The organism is Acinetobacter lwoffii, from assembly GCF_024129715.1.
Classification (GTDB): Bacteria; Pseudomonadota; Gammaproteobacteria; order Pseudomonadales; family Moraxellaceae; genus Acinetobacter; species Acinetobacter lwoffii_U.
Genome location: NZ_JAMXXM010000028.1, coordinates 13,692 through 32,659, shown reverse-complemented (window position 1 = coordinate 32,659; position 18,968 = coordinate 13,692). Strand labels below are relative to the sequence as shown.

Annotated in this window: 19 protein-coding genes and 1 rRNA gene; 9 read left to right on the top strand and 11 right to left on the bottom strand. The window is 42.5% G+C overall.

Translation table 11 applies throughout. The annotated features are described in order from the left end of the window. Nucleotides 1-79 (top strand): 5S ribosomal RNA (gene rrf / locus NI462_RS15215); the annotation flags it as partial. A gap of 156 nt (nucleotides 80-235) precedes the next feature. Here the strand turns inward: rrf and NI462_RS13240 are convergent. Then, nucleotides 236-1,627: a dihydrolipoyl dehydrogenase gene (locus NI462_RS13240; RefSeq protein ID WP_253160980.1), complete on the bottom strand. Its 1,392-nt coding sequence runs from the start codon at nucleotides 1,625-1,627 to the stop codon at nucleotides 236-238. 170 nt (nucleotides 1,628-1,797) lie between these two features. On the opposite strand from NI462_RS13240, the gene NI462_RS13235 reads away from it, so the two are divergent. Continuing rightward, entirely contained in the window at nucleotides 1,798-6,276 is a 4,479-nt protein-coding gene (locus tag NI462_RS13235) for a hypothetical protein (protein ID WP_253160978.1), read from the top strand. A gap of 165 nt (nucleotides 6,277-6,441) precedes the next feature. On the opposite strand, the gene NI462_RS13230 is transcribed toward NI462_RS13235, so the two are convergent. Together NI462_RS13230 and NI462_RS13225 are read right to left on the bottom strand one after the other, a co-directional pair. Further along, entirely contained in the window at nucleotides 6,442-6,864 is a 423-nt protein-coding gene (locus tag NI462_RS13230) for a protein tyrosine phosphatase family protein (protein ID WP_253160976.1), read from the bottom strand. After that, complete coding sequence (locus NI462_RS13225) at nucleotides 6,857-7,192, bottom strand: protein tyrosine phosphatase family protein (protein ID WP_004281596.1); 336 nt, start codon at nucleotides 7,190-7,192, stop codon at nucleotides 6,857-6,859. The genes NI462_RS13230 and NI462_RS13225 overlap by 8 nt, the downstream gene beginning before the upstream one ends. A 125-nt stretch (nucleotides 7,193-7,317) precedes the next feature. Here NI462_RS13225 and NI462_RS13220 point away from each other — a divergent pair, with 125 nt between their 5' ends. Genes NI462_RS13220 through NI462_RS13210 form a run of 3 tightly spaced genes read left to right on the top strand, consistent with a single transcriptional unit; the run spans nucleotide 7,318 to nucleotide 9,092 of the window. Next, entirely contained in the window at nucleotides 7,318-8,214 is an 897-nt protein-coding gene (locus tag NI462_RS13220) for an alpha/beta hydrolase (RefSeq protein WP_253160974.1), read from the top strand. After that, nucleotides 8,215-8,646 (top strand): thioredoxin TrxC, encoded by a 432-nt coding sequence (gene trxC, locus NI462_RS13215; protein WP_253160972.1) that lies wholly within the window; start codon nucleotides 8,215-8,217, stop codon nucleotides 8,644-8,646. 5 nt (nucleotides 8,647-8,651) lie between these two features. Beyond that, entirely contained in the window at nucleotides 8,652-9,092 is a 441-nt protein-coding gene (locus tag NI462_RS13210) for an acyl-CoA thioesterase (RefSeq protein WP_494399505.1), read from the top strand. Nucleotides 9,093-9,153: 61 nt separating this feature from the next. On the opposite strand, the gene NI462_RS13205 is transcribed toward NI462_RS13210, so the two are convergent. Beyond that, on the bottom strand, nucleotides 9,154-9,657 hold the full coding sequence (locus NI462_RS13205) for a DUF4442 domain-containing protein (protein WP_253160970.1): 504 nt from the start codon (nucleotides 9,655-9,657) through the stop codon (nucleotides 9,154-9,156). Between the two features lie 25 nt (nucleotides 9,658-9,682). Continuing rightward, complete coding sequence (locus NI462_RS13200; protein WP_004281601.1) at nucleotides 9,683-10,171, bottom strand: YajQ family cyclic di-GMP-binding protein; 489 nt, start codon at nucleotides 10,169-10,171, stop codon at nucleotides 9,683-9,685. Nucleotides 10,172-10,263: 92 nt separating this feature from the next. Between NI462_RS13200 and NI462_RS13195 the strand changes: the two genes are divergently transcribed. After that, nucleotides 10,264-10,578 (top strand): rhodanese-like domain-containing protein, encoded by a 315-nt coding sequence (locus NI462_RS13195; protein ID WP_005101788.1) that lies wholly within the window; start codon nucleotides 10,264-10,266, stop codon nucleotides 10,576-10,578. Between the two features lie 206 nt (nucleotides 10,579-10,784). Here NI462_RS13195 and mnmC read toward each other — a convergent pair whose 3' ends face one another. From mnmC to NI462_RS13175, 4 genes are read right to left on the bottom strand one after another with little or no spacing between them, the layout of a single operon-like run. Continuing rightward, on the bottom strand, nucleotides 10,785-12,683 hold the full coding sequence (gene mnmC, locus NI462_RS13190; RefSeq protein WP_253160968.1) for a bifunctional tRNA (5-methylaminomethyl-2-thiouridine)(34)-methyltransferase MnmC2/FAD-dependent 5-carboxymethylaminomethyl-2-thiouridine(34) oxidoreductase MnmC1: 1,899 nt from the start codon (nucleotides 12,681-12,683) through the stop codon (nucleotides 10,785-10,787). A 39-nt stretch (nucleotides 12,684-12,722) separates the two neighbouring features. Then, nucleotides 12,723-13,232 carry an SH3 domain-containing protein gene (locus tag NI462_RS13185; RefSeq protein ID WP_005252915.1) on the bottom strand — a complete coding sequence of 170 codons (510 nt, stop codon included), beginning with the start codon at nucleotides 13,230-13,232 and terminating at the stop codon, nucleotides 12,723-12,725. Nucleotides 13,233-13,237: 5 nt separating this feature from the next. Further along, nucleotides 13,238-13,540, bottom strand: coding sequence for a YciI family protein (locus NI462_RS13180; RefSeq protein ID WP_004281605.1), 303 nt, complete (start codon nucleotides 13,538-13,540; stop codon nucleotides 13,238-13,240). Between the two features lie 28 nt (nucleotides 13,541-13,568). Further along, nucleotides 13,569-14,180 (bottom strand): septation protein IspZ, encoded by a 612-nt coding sequence (locus NI462_RS13175; RefSeq protein WP_004281606.1) that lies wholly within the window; start codon nucleotides 14,178-14,180, stop codon nucleotides 13,569-13,571. Nucleotides 14,181-14,224: 44 nt separating this feature from the next. Between NI462_RS13175 and NI462_RS13170 the strand changes: the two genes are divergently transcribed. After that, a complete protein-coding gene (locus NI462_RS13170) occupies nucleotides 14,225-15,076 on the top strand; it encodes a PHP domain-containing protein (RefSeq protein WP_253160966.1) in 852 nt (283 codons plus the stop codon). A gap of 84 nt (nucleotides 15,077-15,160) precedes the next feature. Here NI462_RS13170 and NI462_RS13165 read toward each other — a convergent pair whose 3' ends face one another. Both NI462_RS13165 and radC read right to left on the bottom strand, forming a co-directional pair. Continuing rightward, nucleotides 15,161-16,072, bottom strand: coding sequence for a bestrophin family protein (locus tag NI462_RS13165; protein WP_114541813.1), 912 nt, complete (start codon nucleotides 16,070-16,072; stop codon nucleotides 15,161-15,163). 65 nt (nucleotides 16,073-16,137) lie between these two features. Next, entirely contained in the window at nucleotides 16,138-16,839 is a 702-nt protein-coding gene (radC, locus tag NI462_RS13160) for a RadC family protein (protein WP_005101798.1), read from the bottom strand. Nucleotides 16,840-16,952: 113 nt separating this feature from the next. Between radC and coaBC the strand changes: the two genes are divergently transcribed. Together coaBC and NI462_RS13150 are read left to right on the top strand one after the other, a co-directional pair. Then, nucleotides 16,953-18,227 carry a bifunctional phosphopantothenoylcysteine decarboxylase/phosphopantothenate--cysteine ligase CoaBC gene (gene coaBC / locus NI462_RS13155; protein WP_114541814.1) on the top strand — a complete coding sequence of 425 codons (1,275 nt, stop codon included), beginning with the start codon at nucleotides 16,953-16,955 and terminating at the stop codon, nucleotides 18,225-18,227. Between the two features lie 228 nt (nucleotides 18,228-18,455). After that, entirely contained in the window at nucleotides 18,456-18,968 is a 513-nt protein-coding gene (locus tag NI462_RS13150) for a hypothetical protein (protein ID WP_005252911.1), read from the top strand.

The following is an 18,968-nucleotide window of genomic DNA, read 5'->3' as shown; positions in this document are numbered from 1 at the left end:
TTCCCGAACTCAGAAGTGAAACCTCTTAGCGCTGATGGTAGTGTGGGGTTACCCATGTGAGAGTAAGTCATCGCCAGCTCATTATTCGAAACACCCCCTGTCTCAAACAGGGGGTGTTTTTTTATGGGCGAGATAATTGTCTTGACTATTTAGCATTCATATAACGTTAACTTTATACAGTGTTCAATATGAAGCTAGAGCGATAATTAACCTTATCGAGTAAGGGGCGGATTGCTCAACTTTGTTCTTGCAATGCATCAAACTGACGTCGAGCATGTTTAAAGGCAGTTCTAAGGCCTTCTTCCAGCGTAGGATGATAAAAAGGTTTCTTTAGGATCTGGTGAATATCCTGGTCGGCATCAATCATCCAGGCCAGTAAATGGGCCAGATGTTCTGCTTGTGAACAGAAGAGTTCTGCACCAAGTAATTTACCTGATTTTTTATCAATATAAACTTCTATTCCGCCTGAGTTTTCTGCCAGAACTAGTGCACGTCCTTGATTTTCATAAGAGACAAATCCCCGAATAAATTCGATTTGTTGATCTTCTAGTTGCTTGAAACTTTTTCCGATAATCGCCATTTCAGGATGACAAAATACAATCGCCAATGGGATTAAGGCAGAAATAGGTTTTACCTCGGGATAATTCAAGCAGTTATGAACAACCTGTTTACCAGTATGCGCGGCTTCATGTTGAATGGGTGCATCAGGAGCGGCATCACCTACTATAAATATAGGTAGGTTTGCAAGTCGTTTGGTTTCTTTATCGATAGGAAGGTTTTTGATGTCCTTGAATGTTGAATTGAGTTGATCTAGACCTAAACGATCTATGTTGCTTTGTCGACCTGTGGCACCTAAGACATATTCAACGTCAATACTCTTAGACTGATCATTTTCTGTAAAATTAATCTTTACTTTATCTGATTGTATTTCAACTTTATCTGGCAAAATTTTAAATTTGATATTGATTTCTTTACTGAATTGCTCTTGCGCCAGTTTTTGTAAAACTGCACTGCTTAATGCGCCTAGTTTTTGGCTACGCGCAAACATCGTGGTTTTTACACCTAGTCGTTGCATAGCTTGAGCTAATTCAATTGCAATAATGCCACTGCCGATCACTGCTAAAGATTTGGGTAATTGGGAAAACTCAAATATTTCATTTGAAGTGATGTATTTGTCTTTTAATTTTTGCTTTAGATTTTCATCAATATTGGGGCGTGAACCTACAGCGACAATAAAACTTTTGGCCCGATAGGATTGTCCATTGACTTCGATCGTTTGGAGATCAACAAATTTGGCTTTTCCGGAAATTTTATGTGAGCTGTCCCATTGATCGACACCTTTCAAGGTTGCACGAATAAAACGTTCTCTAAGGACATGCACGCGTTGCATAACCTCTGAAGGATCAATGATAGAATTATGTTTTAAAGCAAGTTCTTCAGCAGTTTGAATATCATGCATGCGATTTGCGGAAGAGATTAGCAATTTACTTGGCATACACCCTACACGGGCACAGGTCGTATCCCATGGGCCATCATTGATAATTAACATATTCTGGGTGTATTTAATGGCTTCGTTATAGGCACTTATTCCTGCAGTGCCTGCGCCGATGATGATGAGGTCATGCATAAAATGTTTACTCAGTTCTCAACAACTAACTATTTACCTTAATATTTACAATGTTTTCGATGTAAATTATGTAACTACATTGCTTATTTTTGCTAATTTGAGTAAATTTTGTATAAAAGCCAAAAGACTAACTTTATGGCGATTAATTATTATATCTAGTAGGAAAAATCATGGGTTTTTTAATAAATTTGAAAAAACTAGGGGTAAATACAACTGTTTTAGCAACATCAATTTCTTTGGTTGCTTGTGGAGGGGGTGGTAGTGATGGATATTATAATAATGGTTCTTCTAGCGGTAATACGGAAGGGGGAAATACAAGTGATAATAACCAGTCAGAAACAGATACGTCAAATGTAGCAACGCATTTAACTCGAGCTTTACAGAATGCGAGTGGTCAAGAAATTCAATTAGCTCCAGACAACTCAAAAGTTTACTTGGCGGTTAAAGCTTTAAATGAAGACAATGGTGGTATTGCCAACAAAAATATTCGCTTATCAATTGCGACAAATGAGTTTGGTGTAAGCAGTACCAACTCTGTAGTTGCGACTGATGAAAATGGTGTAGCTAAATTTGAAATTAATGTTCCTGCGTTAGCACAAGCTGAAGGTTCAGTACAATTAACTGCTACTGTTGATGGGACTTCAGTTAGTATCCCTTACACTTTAAATATCAAGAAAAGTAGTACGATTGTCAGTGACTATAGAATCAATGTGACCCAGGGCACAGTATTAAATCTACCAAATGGCAGTGTGGATGTCACTGCGACTGTAACAGATGCTAAGGGTGGTATTAAAGCGAATCAGTCTGTTACTTTAAATATGCCTGAAGCGATGCGCGGTAAATTTATTATCACTAATGGCGCAGCAACTCAACAAACAAATGCTCAGGGTGAGGTGAAATATACACTTAAAGCGAGTAGTAATTTTACATCAGCTGATCTTGCTACTTTTGCGGGTAAGTCTGAAACATTAAGTTTTTTGCTAGTTGATGAACATAAAGCTGAAAAAACCGCAACAGCAGATTTAACATTTAAAGACACATCTCAGATTGTCTCAACTCTCTCAGTAATCAAGCCAGATCAGGCTGTTGCTGCGAAAAGTACAACACCTGTAAAAATCCAAGTATTAGCAAAGAATGATCAACATCAGCCGTTAAGTGGAAAAGAGATTCGTTTGAGATTTACAAAGGATGAGCTCGCGTATGGCGTTAAACTCAATAATGCGACTGCTAAAACGAATGCACAAGGTATTGCAGAATTTACGATTAGCACGGCCGATGTTACACATCCACTTGCTTTATTCAACACAGGTATTTCGTTAAGTGCAACCTATACAGATGGTATTAACCTTGAGTCTGGTAGCGTTATTGTTGATGTAGTAACAGAAAATACAAATGCTTCAGATGCCGATGCTATTCAGCGTTTAGAAATTGCATCTTCATATAAAGTGAATGCAAAAAATGACTCAGTTGCTGTAACTGTTAAGGCAATTAATAATAAAGGCTTAGCAGCAACTAAAGGTAAGGTTAAACTTGACTTAAATGCTGAGGCAACATCAAATGGTGTAACATTGGATGGGGCTGCGGAAAAAGACTTGGTGAATGGGTTTGCCACTTTTAATATTGAGACTAATGCCCAAACACCTGCTGCAGTAGAAGCATTGGTAAAAGCAGGAATTAAAGCTAATTTTACGACTGACAATGGTGTAAGCAATTCAATTGCTATTACAGTTTCTGATGAAGAAGTTTCTGAACAAGCGGTGCGCTATTTAGCTATAGATCCAATTACTTCTTCGACAGATCCAAAACTAGCGGTATTTGATTATACAAAAACTCAAACTTTCACAGTTAAAGTGAAGGCAGTCGGTGTAAACGGTAGTGCACTAATTGGCGAAACTGTGTCTTTAAATATTGCAGGGTCTTTAAGTGATGAACAGTTGCAAGATTTAGGCTTGAGTCATACAGGTCAGTCTTCCAAACAGACCGGTGCAGATGGATATGCAACTTTTACTATTGACTACAAGGCAAATTTATCGCCTGAGCAAGCTGCTTTAGCGATTCAAGGTGTACCGTTAGTTGCGACTTCAGCAAATGGTAAGACACAAACATTGCGTCTGAATTTCAAAGCACCTACAGAACAAGGTGTGATTGATCTTGATCACTTTACAGTTGATATGTTGGGAGATTTGACTTTAACAGTGGGTCAAGAGCAAACATTAACTGTTAATGTCACCGCAAAAGGTACAGATGGCGAATTACTTAAAAATCAGCTGATCAGTATTGGTTTAAATGATGCAGCATTAAATAATGGTGTGAGTTACGTTTCTACGCAAGCTATTCGCACAGATGAAAATGGTCATGCAAAATTTACAATTAAAGTAAAAGCGGGCAATGTAAGTGAACTTACGAATCTAATTGCGAATGGTTTAACGGTCGTCGTGAAATCAACTCGTACAGATGATTCCGCATTTACTGTTACAAAGAAAGTTGATGTTGCACAACCACCAGTCGTTTTACCAGACTTGGCTAACTTTCTGTTTACTACAATAGAAGATAAGCCATTAGATCCTATTTCTGTTCTCGGTGGTGAGACTCGCGTCAAAATTACAGCAGTTGATGAAAAGGGTAATCCTATTCCAAATACACCAATTGCAATTGCTTTATCTAGTCTCACTTCTAGTCGTGTGTCATTAAGCAATATACCAACTCAAACGAATAGTGAGGGTAAAGCTGAATTTACCGTGACCGTAGCCGAGGGAGAGTATGACCCTAGTTTGATCAAAAATGGCATTATCTTTGCTGTAGTAGGTACAAACTTAAATAATGGTGACCGTTTACAGCAAACAGGTGCAATTAATATTACTGCTCCTGCAAATGCGTTAAACCCACGTTTAACATCAGATGTAAAAACAGTGACAGCTGGGCAAACAGTTAAAGTGTATGCAGCTGTTAAAGATGAAATGGGGATTAATACTGCAGCTGGTACACCAATGCGATTGACTCTGAATCCAAAAGCTATTGCTGCAGGTGTTAAACTGAGTGCTGACGGAGTGGTAATACAAGGAAATGGTTCAGTGCCAATTGACTTAATTATTCCACAAGGTATTACATCTGCTGCTTTAGAATCTATTGTAGTAACAGGAACTATCCGTGATCCACGCGGTAATGAAATTCAGACGAAGCTAAATTTTGCTGTTCAAGATATTAGTAATCCTTATCACTTAACTATTGATAGTAGTCGTGTGTCATTAAGTTCAGCAGGTGATAGTGCATTTGTGACGGTTAAACTTCTTGATAAGAATCAAGGCGGTGTTGCGAATGAAAAAGTTAGCTTAGCTATTGCTGATCCGCGAAATGCGACTAGTATTAAAGGGGCTTCACAGCTCATTACTAATCAATTTGGTGAAGCTGTATTTGAAGTATCGATGAAATCACTACAAGGTACATTAGTATTACCAGTTCTACCAATCGAATTAACGGCAACCCATACCACTGCAACAGGTGCTTCAGTAAGTCTACCTGGCAGTATTCAAGTGCACTCACCAACAGTTTTAGCGCCAGAATTGGACTTAAAAATTAAAGTATCTAAAGATAAGTTAAATGTCCGTGGTGATTCTTTCGAAGTATCAGTATTGGTAGTAGACTTAGATGGTTCAAGTCAAGCTGGTAAAGCAGTTACATTAACAATTCCTCAATATAATCAAAATGGTGCATATATTCATGGCGCATCTACTATTGAAAGTGATGAGAATGGTTGGGCAAAATTTTCAATTGTAATTGATGAAAGTTTACGTAATCCAACCTATGACTTCGTTGCTGCTGATTTACGTGTAGAAGCTGTAGTTAAAGATACGCAGAATACAGAGCGACGTGTACCGCATGTGATTGATGTGGTAAATTCCGAAGTGCCAGTAACGATTGGTTCTATTGCGGTTAATTTTAATCCAACAGAGCTTACATCAACGGGTAACGGGATTTATTATCAAAAAGAGGGTTCTGTTCAGCTGGTAGATGTTGATGGGAAGCCAGTGGCAAATCAGGATGTGGTTTTAGATATTCGTCCAACATTTTACGTCATAGGTGAATGGAAATTTGAAATTCAGAAAGATCCATGGAAGATAGTTAATAAACCTGTATTGGATTCAAATGGGGATCCTACTTTTACTTCAGGAGGGAATCCAATCACAATACCAGTTAAAGAGCTAGATGCGATTTATCCATTTACGAATCTAAAAGGCTGGATTAAACCAAGTGATTATTATTATCCATTAATTGGTGCAATACCTGCACAAGTTCAAGATAAAAACTCAGCAACGACATGTACGGTGGATCCAACAACATCAACTTGGACAGCTAATGGTCAAGCATTACGTGTGGTTCGTTTCTTAGGTGGTACAGCAAATAATAGTACGACTCACCCATATACCGCGACCTATCGTACAGATAGTACTGGTAGGTTTGACTTCATCATTGAATATCCAAAAGCAAATGCTCATTGGATCGCAGTAGAAGTAGGAGCGAAAACTACACTTGCACAAACACCAACTAGAGGCTATACAACATTAACATTGCCAAGTTTAAGTAGTGATTATGCTGCTGATGGAAGTTATGCACCTAACCGAGTAAGTCCATATACAACATGTGTCAACTAATAATCTAATCTGACGAAAAAACAGCGCTTCGGCGCTGTTTTTTTATGGGGAAGTGAAATTTAAAAAAACTAAATCGATGTTCCCACACTTACACCCACAGTCGGCTTCAAATTCATCGAGCTACAACCGGCAAAAGCCAAACTACAACATACAATAATCAATAACTTATTCATGGATCAATCCTTGAGATTTAGCCTGATTAAACAAGGCTGCTGAACGTGTACCACTCCGGCAAACCATCAAAATTGGTTTAGGCAGCTCATTATAATATCGAGCAAATTCTTCAATATTGGCCTGAGAAAGCTGGCCACTCACCACAGGCTGATAAATCACACTCACTTGAGATTTCTCTGCAATGGAGCGTAATTGACTCACCGTGACACTATTACCAGTTTCCTGATCAGGACGATTTACAATTACAGATTTGAAACCTTGCTGAATCAATTGTTGAAACTTGCTTGTTGTCATTTGCCCCGTGACACTCACCGTAGAGGTCAGCGCACGGCTAAGATCATTTGCAGCAAAAACAGGTGTAATACAGCTAAAACAGGTTGCTAGTACCACACCTTTCCAAAATGACTTAGTCATCCAGCAGGTCCATCTGTTTTGCCAGCTGATATAAATTATTCGAGCGGTTTCCAGTACGACAGAACATTAAGATCGGTTTTGGCAACTCATTATAATGATTGGCAAAAGTGCGTACATCAAGCTCCGTAATCTGACCGGCTACTACTGGTTGGAATACATAATCCAGACCGGCATTGCGTGCAGCTTCCTCGATTTGTGCACTGGTTGGCTGCTCGGAACCACCTTCCATGTCCGGACGGTTGTTGATAATCGATTTAAAACCTTTCTCAACCACTTGAGTTACGTGTTCTGGACCAATTTGACCAGCAAAACCTACATTTTCGCTCATGACGCCACTCCATCATTTCATTTATATCGATATGCTTTATGATAGCATTAAGCTGAAAACATGCTGAACCTGTTCTGAAATTTTTATAAATGATGATAACCATAAGATAACGCAATGGAGCGCGTATGCAGGCTTATACAGTTGAACCGCTGTATGTCAAAAGCGGTCAGGAAGTGATTGCTGCAGATTTTTATCGGCCTAAAAATATAGAAAAACCGGCCGTAATCCTGATGGCTCATGGTCTGGCTGCCTTACGTCAATTTAAACTGGTGCAATATGCCCAGCGTTTTGCCAGTGCCGGCTATGCGGTGGTTTTATTTGACTATCGCTATTGGGGCGGCAGCACTGGGCGTCCACGTGAACTGGTGTCGATCAATGCCCAGCTCGATGACTGGCGAACCATGATCAGACATATTCAGGAACGCAAATCGATTGACAGTAAACGGATCGTGCTCTGGGGTACGGCCTTAAGTGGTGGGCATGTATTGACACTTGCAGCAGAGCTGAAAAATATTCAGGCGGCGATGGTACAGGTGCCTTTTGTCGATGGGGCTGAAAGTGCCCAACTATATCCTTTACAGCAACTCCCCAAGGCGCTTAAAGTTTCCAGTCAGGATTATATGGGGGCCAAGGTTGGTATGGCACCAAAAACCTTACCTGTAGTTGATCCGCATGAACTCTGTTTTATGCCGACAAAGGACAGTTATGAAGGTTATCTGTCGATTGTCAATCCGGATTATTACTGGAGTGGTCATATTCCTGCACGGGCATTCTTTAAACTGATGCGCTATCGACCGATTCAGGAAGTCAGAAAGATTAACATTCCAGTCCTGTTTATTGCGGCAAAACTGGATAGTCTGATTCCAATTGAATCCAGTCGGGAAACTGCGACCAATATTGCACCATTTGTGCAATATCATGAGTGGAATATCCGGCATTTTGATATTTATCATGGGGAATGGTTTGAAAAAGCAGTTTCGACCCAATTAGAATTCTTACATCAACATATTGGAGTGCGCTAGATGATTATTGTATGTCCGGAATGTCTGGCCAAAAACCGTGTCCCTGAAGATAAACTCACTGCCAACCCTGCTTGTGGTCATTGTCATCAAGCCCTGATTCCACTGGTACCAATTGAGCTGAATGAGCAGAATTTCAGCCAGTTTGTCACGCATAGTGACTTGCCAATCCTGATTGATCTCTGGGCAGAATGGTGTGGTCCCTGTAAAATGATGGCACCGCATTTTGCGACTGTCGCCCAGCAATATCCAAATGTGGTTTTTGCAAAAATTGATACAGAAGCGAATCCTCGCTTAAGTTCGGCATTTAATGTTCGCAGTATTCCGACGCTGGTGTTGATGAATAAAAGCAACGAAATTGCTAGAATAAGCGGTGCATTACGGTCAAGCGAGCTGCAAAAATGGCTTGATCAGCAGTTAAATACCCAACCCTAATTCAAATGCCTGGAGTGAAAGTGTCAGATTCTCAAGTAAGACCAGAGGGGATTCTTTCCCTACAGACGATCGCAATGCCTGCAGATACCAACTGGAGTGGTGATGTCTTTGGTGGCTGGATCGTTTCACAAATGGACTTGGCAGGCGCGATTCACGCAGAACGATTTTCAAAGGGGCGTTGTGCCACGATTTCAATTAACCAGATGACGTTTCTGGTCCCGGTGAAAGTCGGGGACGTGATTAGTTGTTATACCAAAATTTTAAAAGTTGGAAAAACATCTATCCAGATGGAAATTGAGGTTTGGGACAGTCATGATGATTCACGCCCACCAATTCGGGTGACTGAAGGTGTGTTTACCTTTGTTGCTGTCGATGTGAAAGGTAACAAGCGTCTTATTCCAGACGAAGCGAAACAGAAGTTCTTGGAATCACAGCTCGCCCAATAAACGGCTTAAAATAAAAAATCCCAGATTTGATTTCTGGGATTTTTTTGTCTAAAAGAAGAAATTATGATTTCTTGAGCTGGCTCTTGGCAAACCAGACCCAGAGCATTTCACATTGAATGGGGGCTTCACCTGATTCATCCGTGACGGTGACCTGAACCAGGGTTTCACCTTTATCCGAGTTTTGCATCAGGGCTTGCTGCTCCGACGTGAGCGTAGCAACAGCAGTCATGGCACCGCGTGTCGGGCGCTTAAAATCAACCTTTAAGCTTTTGATCAGTACAATTGCTGTATCCGGAACATTCATTGCCGTCACAAAGCCGGTCGCTGTTTCTGCCAGCAGGGCCATTGCACATGCATGGATTTGTCCGATATGGTTCTGCATGGCTTTATGATTGGCCATACTTACTACCACTTTGGACGCACTCATTTCCTCATAACGAATCTTGGCAGAGCCGACCATCGGGACCACCCGGCCAAAAGTTTTACTTAACAAAGCAGTACGAATGCCTTGCGGTAATCGTGCAGTGGCTTTGACTAATCTGGCTAATCGGTTGTTCTTTGCCATAATTCCTTCTACAGACGTTGCTGTCTTAATCTTTAAAGTTATTGAACTGTAAAGGCAAACCAAATTGCTGTTCTTTCAAGAATGCCATTACTTGCTGCAATGTATCGCGTTTTTTATCAGTCACACGAATCTTGTCGCCCTGAATAGAAGATTGCGCCTTAATCCCACTTTCTTTAATGGCTTTATTAATTTTTTTTGCGGTATCTGAGTCAAGACCATCTTTAAGCTTGATGACCTGAATCACATTTTTGCCAGAAGCCGTCATTTTTTGTGGATCAAGCGCCTGAATATCGACTTTGCGTTTAAAGAAATGACTTTCCAGCATGCTATAGACTTGTTCACACTGGAAATCGCTTTCAGTCGAGATTTTGATTTCCTTGTTTTTTTCATTCAGTTCAATAGAAACGTCCTGACCACGGAAATCAAAGCGGGTCGCAATTTCTTTTTGGGTGTTTTGAACTGCATGATTTACTTCAAAAATTTCTAATTCAGAAACAATATCGAAAGAAGGCATAGTTTAGACCTTTACAAAGGGAAAGAATATCTGAGATGCTAGGGATGTTTTCTTCATTTGCCAAGTGTTGTTTTACATCAAAGGAGTGCGCAATGATCCGTAAGCAAGAAATTACAACATTTGAGTTCCCAGAAAATGCAATTATCTGGGATGTACGCGATTCAAGTGCTTTTGCTGAAGCACACGTGAAAGGGGCGGTGAATCAGCCCATTAACGATCTTTCAGCAGAAAGCCTAACTCAGGTGTCAGCGGATCAACCCATTTACATCTTGTGTGGTGGGGGCAGTAAAGCTCCACGTGCTGCGGAAAAACTAGAGGGTTTTGACAGCTCACGTGAATATGTCATTCTGATGGGTGGTACTCGTGCTGCCCGTGATGCAGGCTTACCGCTTGAACAGGGTGTATAAGCATTCTGTCAAAAAAAAGCGCCGCAAGGCGCTTTTTTAATGGGGCTAATATTTTTCCCTCTCCTTTTAGGAGAGGGGTAGGGAGAGGTAAAATATTCACAATAAAATAAAACCCTCATCCGATTCCTCACTTGCGCTGCGTTTTAAAGCAGTGCTTTAAAATTTTCTCAGGAGAGGGAACTTTTCTCTTTAAAAAGGCAGGAGGATTAGACCTGAGGCTTAAAATACGGTTTCTTCATTTTCACTTTCTTTTGAAAACGGGTCACACTGAGTTTTTTTACTAAACTGGATGGCACCGGACAGGCTTCGCCGAGAATCTGGGCTGCCAGAATTTCACTACACAGCGGCGCAAACAGAAAACCTTTAGAACCTAGACCGGCAAAGCTGTAAATTTCCTCATCGGCTTTCATTTTACCGAGCAGGGGGAAATAATCCTGACTTTGCGCACGAACCGAAGCCCGACCTTGCCAGGTCGCGACATCAGGCAGGGTCGCTGCATATTCTGGGAATACGCTGTGGATCAGTTCGTAGTTATGCACATGGTCTTCTGCTAACACCTCGATATCATCCCGACCTGGATAAAAAGAAGCACCCAAGATCAAATGTTCAGCATCCAGTTGCATACAATAACCGCCGTAGCTATAGGCAATATTTTGACTTAAAGGCTGGGCTTGATTATTCATCCAGCTCACCTGTCCGCGAATCGGTTTCAACACTGGATAATCTGCAAAGAATTGTGCTGTTTCTCGCGCAGTACAGACAATCACATGATCAAATTCACCCAGATCCTGTTTATCTGAAAATAGCTGAGGTTTTGTAGCAGCTTCAATATGGCTAATTTTAGCCTGCTCGTATTGAATATTAGCATGCTGCAAAATTTCATCACGTAACTGATGCGGTGAAACCGCACCAGCTTCTAACAGTTTTAAACTTAGAAATGCAGTTTGCATCTCCTGATCTTCTGTATCTTGTACAGCCAGAATTTCTTCAGGATATTCCTCTGCTAATTCCAAAAGCTGTTCAGGGTTTTTTAAGGCCAGTTGATTGACCTGAATCGGGCGGAAAGCCTTGAATTTTGCATAGTGCGTCAGAGCCTGTTGCCAGGCCAAGGTCATTAAATGCTCTGCACTTTGCTCAACCGGACAAAGTTTAGGATTGAGTAAGGCCAGTGGATTGCCAGAACCTCCGGAGAGTGGCGCTGACTGGTCGTAAATCGTAACCTGATGACCACGTTGAGCGAATGCCCAGGCCGCACTTAAACCCGCGATTCCAGCACCAATTACGGCAATCTGGCGAGGTCTGGTATTGGTCTCTGTCACTCGCTCAGTTTTTTTTTGAGTAATTTCTTGTATTAATGAACTCTCAGTCTCTTCAGCCGGATTCCAGATCGCTTTCAGCATTTCACGCTTATGCTTAAAACCACGTGGACGGGAAATTGAAATCCCATGATTTTTTAAGCCGCGTTTTAACACGCCAGCGACACTGAAAGAGGCCAAAGTGGTGCCGATCTCGGATAAACGTACAATATGATTTAAAACATTTTCTTCCCACATGTCCGGATTACAGGAAGGTGCAAAGCCATCCAGAAACCAGGCGCTCACCGGTGAAGTTTTTTCAATCACCGGGAAAATATCATGTGCATCACCCAGCCATAGATCCAGACTGAATCGTTCTTCAGGAAAATTGAGACGATGACAGCCGGCAATTGGCATCGGGTATTGAGAGATGAGTTGATCAGCTAAAGGCTTGAGTTCTGGCCAGGCATTTAAGGCTCGAATCAGATCAGCTTTGGAAAGAGGAAATTTTTCAACTGAAATCGTATGCAGATGACTGTGATTATCCGGACGCACCTGTTGCCAGAGCTGCCACAAGGCCAGAATATTTAAACCAGTACCAAAACCCGTTTCACCCACACAGAAATATTCAAAAGGTTTTAAATCTGCCAGACGTGTACTGAGATTATTGCCATTTAAAAAGACATGCCGGGTTTCCAGCAAGCCATTGTCTTTGGAAAAATACACATCACCAAATTGCTTGGATACAGGCACATCAATGCCATCCACCAATTGCCAATCCAGGTCGGCAGTTTGAATTGCGTGCGACAAAACGGGTACAACCTTAAAGATATCGGGAAGGGTTATAGCTTACCATTGACGACGGCGTTTGGTATAAACATAGCTCGCGATCAGGAAGCCGAGCAATACCCCCACAGCCAGGGTTGCAGCGCCGTAGAGGAACATCTGGGCACTGCGTTCGCTTTGCAGTACTTGAACCTGAACCCCAAGGTTATCATTCTTGAGCTGCAATTCCTGATTTTGCGATAGTGCTTCCAGATTGGCTTTTTCCAGTTGCTGCAAACGGGTGGCCTGATCTTTGACTAAGGCTTTTACCTTGGCATCTTGCTGGGCTTTGAGCTTGGCGATTTCTTCTGCGGTTAACGGTTTATTTTCAGCAGGTGTCACCGATTGGGCAGAAGACGCTACGGCAGGAATAATGGCAGGTTTCGGCGTAGACTGGGTTTGGACAGTCACCGCTGTCCCTTGAGGTTGTGCTGTCTGATTTCCCTGAGTCACAGGAGCAGGCGCAACTTCGACTGCCCATACTGGAGAAATCATAAAACATAGGCCAATGATACTGGCAGTAACAACACGCATGAACCTTATCCTTGAGGGAATGCTTTATTGAATGGTTTGACATCGATGTGTTCGTATACACCTTCTTTTAAGAAAGGTTCATCCTGTAGCCATGTGTCCAGCGCTTCACGACTGTCAAAATCGACAATAATGGTACTGCCATAAAAACCGGCCTGTGGATTGGCTGGATCCTTAGGCATGGCACCTGCAACAATCAGGCGGCCTTCAGCATTTAACTGTTCCAGACGTGCAAGATGTTGTGGACGAATCGCGAGGCGTTTTTCAACTGTACCTTCCCGATCGGTACAGCTAACGACGAATAATGGCATGATGACTCTCAATCGTTTGTAGTTGGACTTATTCAGCGGTCTTAAAGTATTTGCGCAATACAATAAACTGAATAATGATAAAGGAAAACATCACGATCATGTCACCGAATGCGGTAAATTCACCCCAATATTTTCCATCCATCCACAAATAGGCGAAAAAGGTATGCAGAAATGACATCAGTACGAACATGGCAACCCAAGCATAGTTCAGCTTGAACCAGCCTTTTTCGCTTAGATTGAATACTGGACCAAATAACCGCTGGATCAGAGGCTTTTTATCCTTGCTAAACCAAGGGGATAAGAAAAAGACACCTGCAAAGACCAGATTCAATAACACGGCTTTCAGACGAATATAGAAATCATCGCTGAGGATCAGAGTGATGCCACCAAAAATCACCGTCATAAACAAGACAATCCATTGCTGCTTGTCCAGACGGAATTTTTGTATGACAAATAACGCACCATAGACGACCAACATGGAAATAATCAGACCTGTGGTTGCAACAAGAATATTATTATTGTCGACACCCCCCGCAGAACCGATCAATTGCAGCAATTGATGGTCAGTGTCTTTTGGATCTACAGTTTTATATAAATAAAAGAAAATAATGAGTGGCACAAAGTCTAAAAGTGCTTTCATGTTAGAGTATCTAAATCTGATCAAATAAATGTCATAGTATAGAGATGCACGGCGTAGATTTACATACACATAGTAATATTTCTGATGGAACTTTCAGTCCTCAGCAATTGGTCGAAGCGGCTGTGGAAAAACTTGTCCATACTTTGGCCCTGACGGATCATGACACCATGGACGGTTTGGTATTGGCGGAAGAAGCTGCCAAAAATCATGAGATTAAGATCATTTCCGGGGTGGAAATATCCAGCCAATGGTCACGTCCTGCCACCAAGAAAAACTATGGCGTGCATATCGTCGCGCTAAATATGCAAAATCCTGAGCCTTTACAAAAAGCCCTCAATCAGCAAAAGACAATCCGGGCTGAACGTTCTAAACAGATTTGTGATCTGCTGGTTCCTTTAATTGGTGAAGATATTTATGCTGATGTACTGGTCAAAGTCGACCATATCCCTGATCGGGTGACACGGACCCATATTGCCAAAACGCTGGTAGAAAAGGGGATTGTGACGCGTCCGCAACAGGCTTTTGATAAATATATTAAGGAAGGTAAGAAAGCCTATGTCAAATTTGATGGCTTGAGTCTGGAAGATACCATTCAGGTAATTCATGAAAGTGGCGGCTTCGCCGTGCTGGCACATCCGACCAAATATGATTTATCTGCGACCAATATCCGCTACCTGATCGAAATCTTTGCCAAGTTTGGTGGAGATGCCGTCGAGCTGCCACCGGCGATTGAACCAAGTTCCACCCGGCAGATGGTGGATCGAATGATTACTGAATATGATCTTAAAGTTTCGATTGGCAGTGATTTTCATGGCGATCACATGCCCTGGATTAAACTGGGCAATGTCCCGAGTCTTAAACCGGGGCAGGTCGGGATTTGGGAGAGTTTTGTTTAGTCATTCCTTTACCTCGATCTTTTTCATTTGAGAGAAGATTTTCCCTTCGCTACTAATAACAAAGGGCGAGGAGAGAATTATAAATTATAACAAATTATGATCTTGAGCCTGAATCGGCGGTGGCGTCGGTTTGCCCAACGTTCCTAACAGTTCAATTTCAATCGTACGTACCATCGAGTCTAGTGGTAAGTCATTACTCTGGGTACCAAAAGGCTCCTCAATTTCTGAACTTAGCGCATCTAGTCCTAAAAAGGTATAGGCCAAAATTCCAACCAGCAAAGGCGTAAACAGACCAAGTGTTGAACCCAGACTAAAAGGCAAAATAAAACAGAAAAAATAGACGGTACGATTCAGCAAGACCGAATAGGCAAAGGGTAAAGGTGTGGTCGCAATCCGGTCACAACCAGTCTGGACAATACTTAGTTCTGCTACATGATTATTCATCTGCATATAGATGATGTCGGAGATTTCACCTTCTTTGAGCGCCTGCATTAACTCCCATTGAATCAGGCTTAAGGTATATTGCGGCGCATTGGCCTGCTGATAGAGCTGGGTCACAGCCTGCTGGCTCATGCCGCTGGTTTCCACAAGTTCCGTCGGATTGGCTGTCTGATGGCGTAGCCGGTCACGGAGGACATTGGCAAAGACAATCACATGCTGAATTACACGTTCACGGCGACCTTGAGACAGCATCCGGCAATCACGGTCAAAATGACGTGAATTGGCAATCAAAATGCCCCAAAGTTTGCGCGCTTCCCACCAGCGGTCATAACAGGCCGAGTTCTTAAATCCGAGAAAGATCGACAGTACCACTCCAATCAGGGTAAAGCCGACCAGGGGTAATTCTGGAAAATGAAAATAACCAATATGTGACAAGCCACCGATGATGGCTGACATCAGCATCACTACGCCTAAAGGTGGCAAAACTTTAGGTAAAATCGTCCCCCGCCAGGAAAACAGCAGTTTAAAAACAGTTGGCTGGTCACGTACGATCATTTATTGGAATCATCACAATTTTTTTCATGATCTTGTGGAGTTGTGCCTGCTTTGTCAAGTGCTATTCAATACTGCATTTCCGGTTTGATGAGTTGCTGCTCAGCAAAGGAAAAGCTGCCTTCCAAGGCGATGATGCAATGGTCAATCAGATGGATATCCACTAGCTGGCAGGCCTGTTGAATCTGACGGGTTAACACTAGGTCAGCCTTGGAGGGAGAGGGCCGGCCCAGCGGATGATTATGTGCAATGACAATTGAGGTCGCCTGTTGGCTAATCGCATAACGTAGCAATTGATTAATGGAAATATCACATGCATTGATGGAGCCATAAAACAGTTTTTTAAAGGCAATTTTTCTTAAACTGGCATCCAGACACAGCACGGCAAACACTTCCTGAGTTTCACCGAGCAGTTCAAAACGTAAGTAATCTCTCAGCCGCTTGGAATTGGTAAGTTCCAGTGCATCCTGTTTCAGGTGCTCGGCTATGTAACGCCGTCCGAGTTCCTTGACGGCCATCAGTTGAGTATATTTACTGATGCCCATGCCATGAAACTGGCTGACTTCCTGTAAAGGTGCATCGAGCAACGCAGTCAAATGACCAAAATGCTGAATCAGCAAACGCGCCAGATCAACTGCCGAATGTTGCTGGGAACCGGAGCGTAGAAAAATAGCCAGTAGCTCGGCATCGGACAGACTTTCTGCGCCATATTGAATTAAGCGTTCTCGCGGCCGTTCTTGTTCCGGCCAGTTTTTAATAGAAAATTGCATAGTTATTAGACTTATTTATTATGAATTATCAGTTTTCCCGCAAGCTGATCTCTTGGGGATGCGATTATTTAATGCTATTGTGAGCCCCACTGCAACAGCAAGGTAATCTGTTCGTGAGCTTTGATCTAAGTGTAATTCCTCATAAAAATATCATTTTGGCCGTTACTGGCGGTATTGCTGCCTATAAAAGTGCAATTCTGGTTCGTCGTCTGAAAGATGCCGGATTTGATGTGCGGGTCGTCATGACTCACGGTGCACAGGCTTTTATTACACCTTTAACCTTTCAAGCCTTATCGGGCAATCCTGTACATACCGAATTGCTGGATACTGAAGCAGAAGCCGGCATGGGCCACATCGAGCTGGCACGTTGGGCAGATCTGTTGCTGGTAGCACCGGCCAGCTGTGACACCTTGGCAAAATTTGCCGCAGGTCTGGCCGATGATCTGCTCAGTACTTTATATCTGGCGACGAAAGCACCCGTCTGGGTGGCGCCTGCCATGAACCAGCAAATGTGGGCAGCCAAAGCAACGCAGCGTAATCTTGCGACACTGATCGAAGATGGTGTGCATGTGATCGTGCCGGACGCGGGTTCACAGGCTTGTGGGGATGTGGGCTTGGGCCGTATGCCGGAACCGGAAGATCTAGCACGACAAGTCACAGAATATTTCCATAAAGCTCAACGTGCGATTGCAGAAAAATTTGGTCTACTGGCTGGCAAGCAGGTCACGATTACCGCAGGCCCAACTCGCGAAGCGATTGATCCGGTACGTTATATTTCCAATCATAGTACCGGGAAAATGGGCTTTGCACTGGCTGCTGCCTGTTATGCGGCTGGTGCCAATGTGACCTTGATCGCAGGGCCGGTCAGTCTGGACACCCCAAATGGCGTGAAACGTAAGAATGTTTCTTCTGCCGTACAAATGCTGAATGAAAGTATGCAGATGCTGGAAAATGGTTGCGATATCTTTATTGCGACAGCTGCAGTAGCCGATTACCGTGTGGCGGAAGTAGCCGAGCATAAAATCAAGAAAGCCGGAGATGAGCTGAATGTAGTCTTGGTGAAAAATCCGGATATTGTTGCCACTATTGCCCAGCAGGAAAAACGTCCATTTATGGTCGGTTTTGCTGCAGAAACCCGCAATATTGAAGAATATGCTGCTGGAAAGCTGGTCGCGAAAAAGCTGGATATGATTGCCTGCAATGATGTTTCACGTGCGGATATCGGATTTGCTTCAGATGAAAATGCCATGACAGTATTCTTTGCCGAGCATTATCAGTTGGACAAACGTGATCTGGAAAAAGCCTCCAAGCAGGAGATTGCCCAGCAGTTGATCGAAGCCATTCATGATGCCTTGCATCGTGATCCATCCAGTGATGATGATTTTTAAAACGATCTGTATCGAAAAAGCCCTGAATCCATCAGGGTTTTTTTATGGCTGATTTTTTATCATTAATTCAAAAAAACTATATAAACCATAAATATTTAGTCTTAATCGAAGCGCTGTTTGTTTATTGTTTTTGCAAAAAAGCATAAAATGGGTCACAGAATAAACAAAGATAAAAATACTGCATATATCGACTATAAGCAGGAAGTGGAAAGAAAAAAGAGGGGCGCTATGAAAAAAATCATGATGTTATGGATGGTCGCCTGTCTGGCTGGATGCAGTTATTTTGTCTCGATGGATGAACTGGCCAGAAATATTCAAACGCAGATGCAACGTGAATTTAATTCCAATCGAGATTATCAACACTATCGTTTTACCGTGAAAAAGGTCAAAATTGTCCAGCGTCAGGGGAATGAGTTTCAGGCCATTTCTCATCTGAATTATCAGGGTGAGGAATATCCCATTCATGTAAAAGTCTTTAAGGTGGATGGGGGATATAGTTGGTCGATTGAAGATGATGCCTTTGCTTTTATTGATGAAATTGAAATTGAAAAATATCGTCAGCAACTGGATCGGGAATTACAGCAACTGGCCTCAGCCTTGGATGATCTAGAGCCTGTAGATGAACCAAATCAGAATATCTCCGGCTCTCTGATCACACCAGTGGCTGAACCCGCATTACAAGATGTTTCTTATCAGGAAGAGCCGATTCCGGTCGGCAATATCACGGCGTATACGCAATAA

Bases quoted from the DNA above. Each gene is read 5' to 3' on its own strand.
- trxC (WP_253160972.1), top strand. From the start codon at position 8,215: ATGATTATTGTATGTCCGGAATGTCTGGCCAAAAACCGTGTCCCTGAA.
- NI462_RS13150 (WP_005252911.1), top strand. From the start codon at position 18,456: ATGAAAAAAATCATGATGTTATGGATGGTCGCCTGTCTGGCTGGATGC.
- NI462_RS13205 (WP_253160970.1), bottom strand. From the start codon at position 9,657: ATGGCAAAGAACAACCGATTAGCCAGATTAGTCAAAGCCACTGCACGA.
- NI462_RS13220 (WP_253160974.1), top strand. From the start codon at position 7,318: ATGCAGGCTTATACAGTTGAACCGCTGTATGTCAAAAGCGGTCAGGAA.
- NI462_RS13170 (WP_253160966.1), top strand. From the start codon at position 14,225: ATGCACGGCGTAGATTTACATACACATAGTAATATTTCTGATGGAACT.
- NI462_RS13235 (WP_253160978.1), top strand. From the start codon at position 1,798: ATGGGTTTTTTAATAAATTTGAAAAAACTAGGGGTAAATACAACTGTT.
- NI462_RS13195 (WP_005101788.1), top strand. From the start codon at position 10,264: ATGATCCGTAAGCAAGAAATTACAACATTTGAGTTCCCAGAAAATGCA.
- NI462_RS13185 (WP_005252915.1), bottom strand. From the start codon at position 13,232: ATGCGTGTTGTTACTGCCAGTATCATTGGCCTATGTTTTATGATTTCT.
- NI462_RS13210 (WP_494399505.1), top strand. From the start codon at position 8,652: ATGCCTGGAGTGAAAGTGTCAGATTCTCAAGTAAGACCAGAGGGGATT.
- NI462_RS13230 (WP_253160976.1), bottom strand. From the start codon at position 6,864: ATGACTAAGTCATTTTGGAAAGGTGTGGTACTAGCAACCTGTTTTAGC.
- NI462_RS13240 (WP_253160980.1), bottom strand. From the start codon at position 1,627: ATGCATGACCTCATCATCATCGGCGCAGGCACTGCAGGAATAAGTGCC.
- NI462_RS13180 (WP_004281605.1), bottom strand. From the start codon at position 13,540: ATGCCATTATTCGTCGTTAGCTGTACCGATCGGGAAGGTACAGTTGAA.
- radC (WP_005101798.1), bottom strand. From the start codon at position 16,839: ATGCAATTTTCTATTAAAAACTGGCCGGAACAAGAACGGCCGCGAGAA.
- NI462_RS13225 (WP_004281596.1), bottom strand. From the start codon at position 7,192: ATGAGCGAAAATGTAGGTTTTGCTGGTCAAATTGGTCCAGAACACGTA.
- NI462_RS13200 (WP_004281601.1), bottom strand. From the start codon at position 10,171: ATGCCTTCTTTCGATATTGTTTCTGAATTAGAAATTTTTGAAGTAAAT.
- NI462_RS13175 (WP_004281606.1), bottom strand. From the start codon at position 14,180: ATGAAAGCACTTTTAGACTTTGTGCCACTCATTATTTTCTTTTATTTA.
- NI462_RS13165 (WP_114541813.1), bottom strand. From the start codon at position 16,072: ATGATCGTACGTGACCAGCCAACTGTTTTTAAACTGCTGTTTTCCTGG.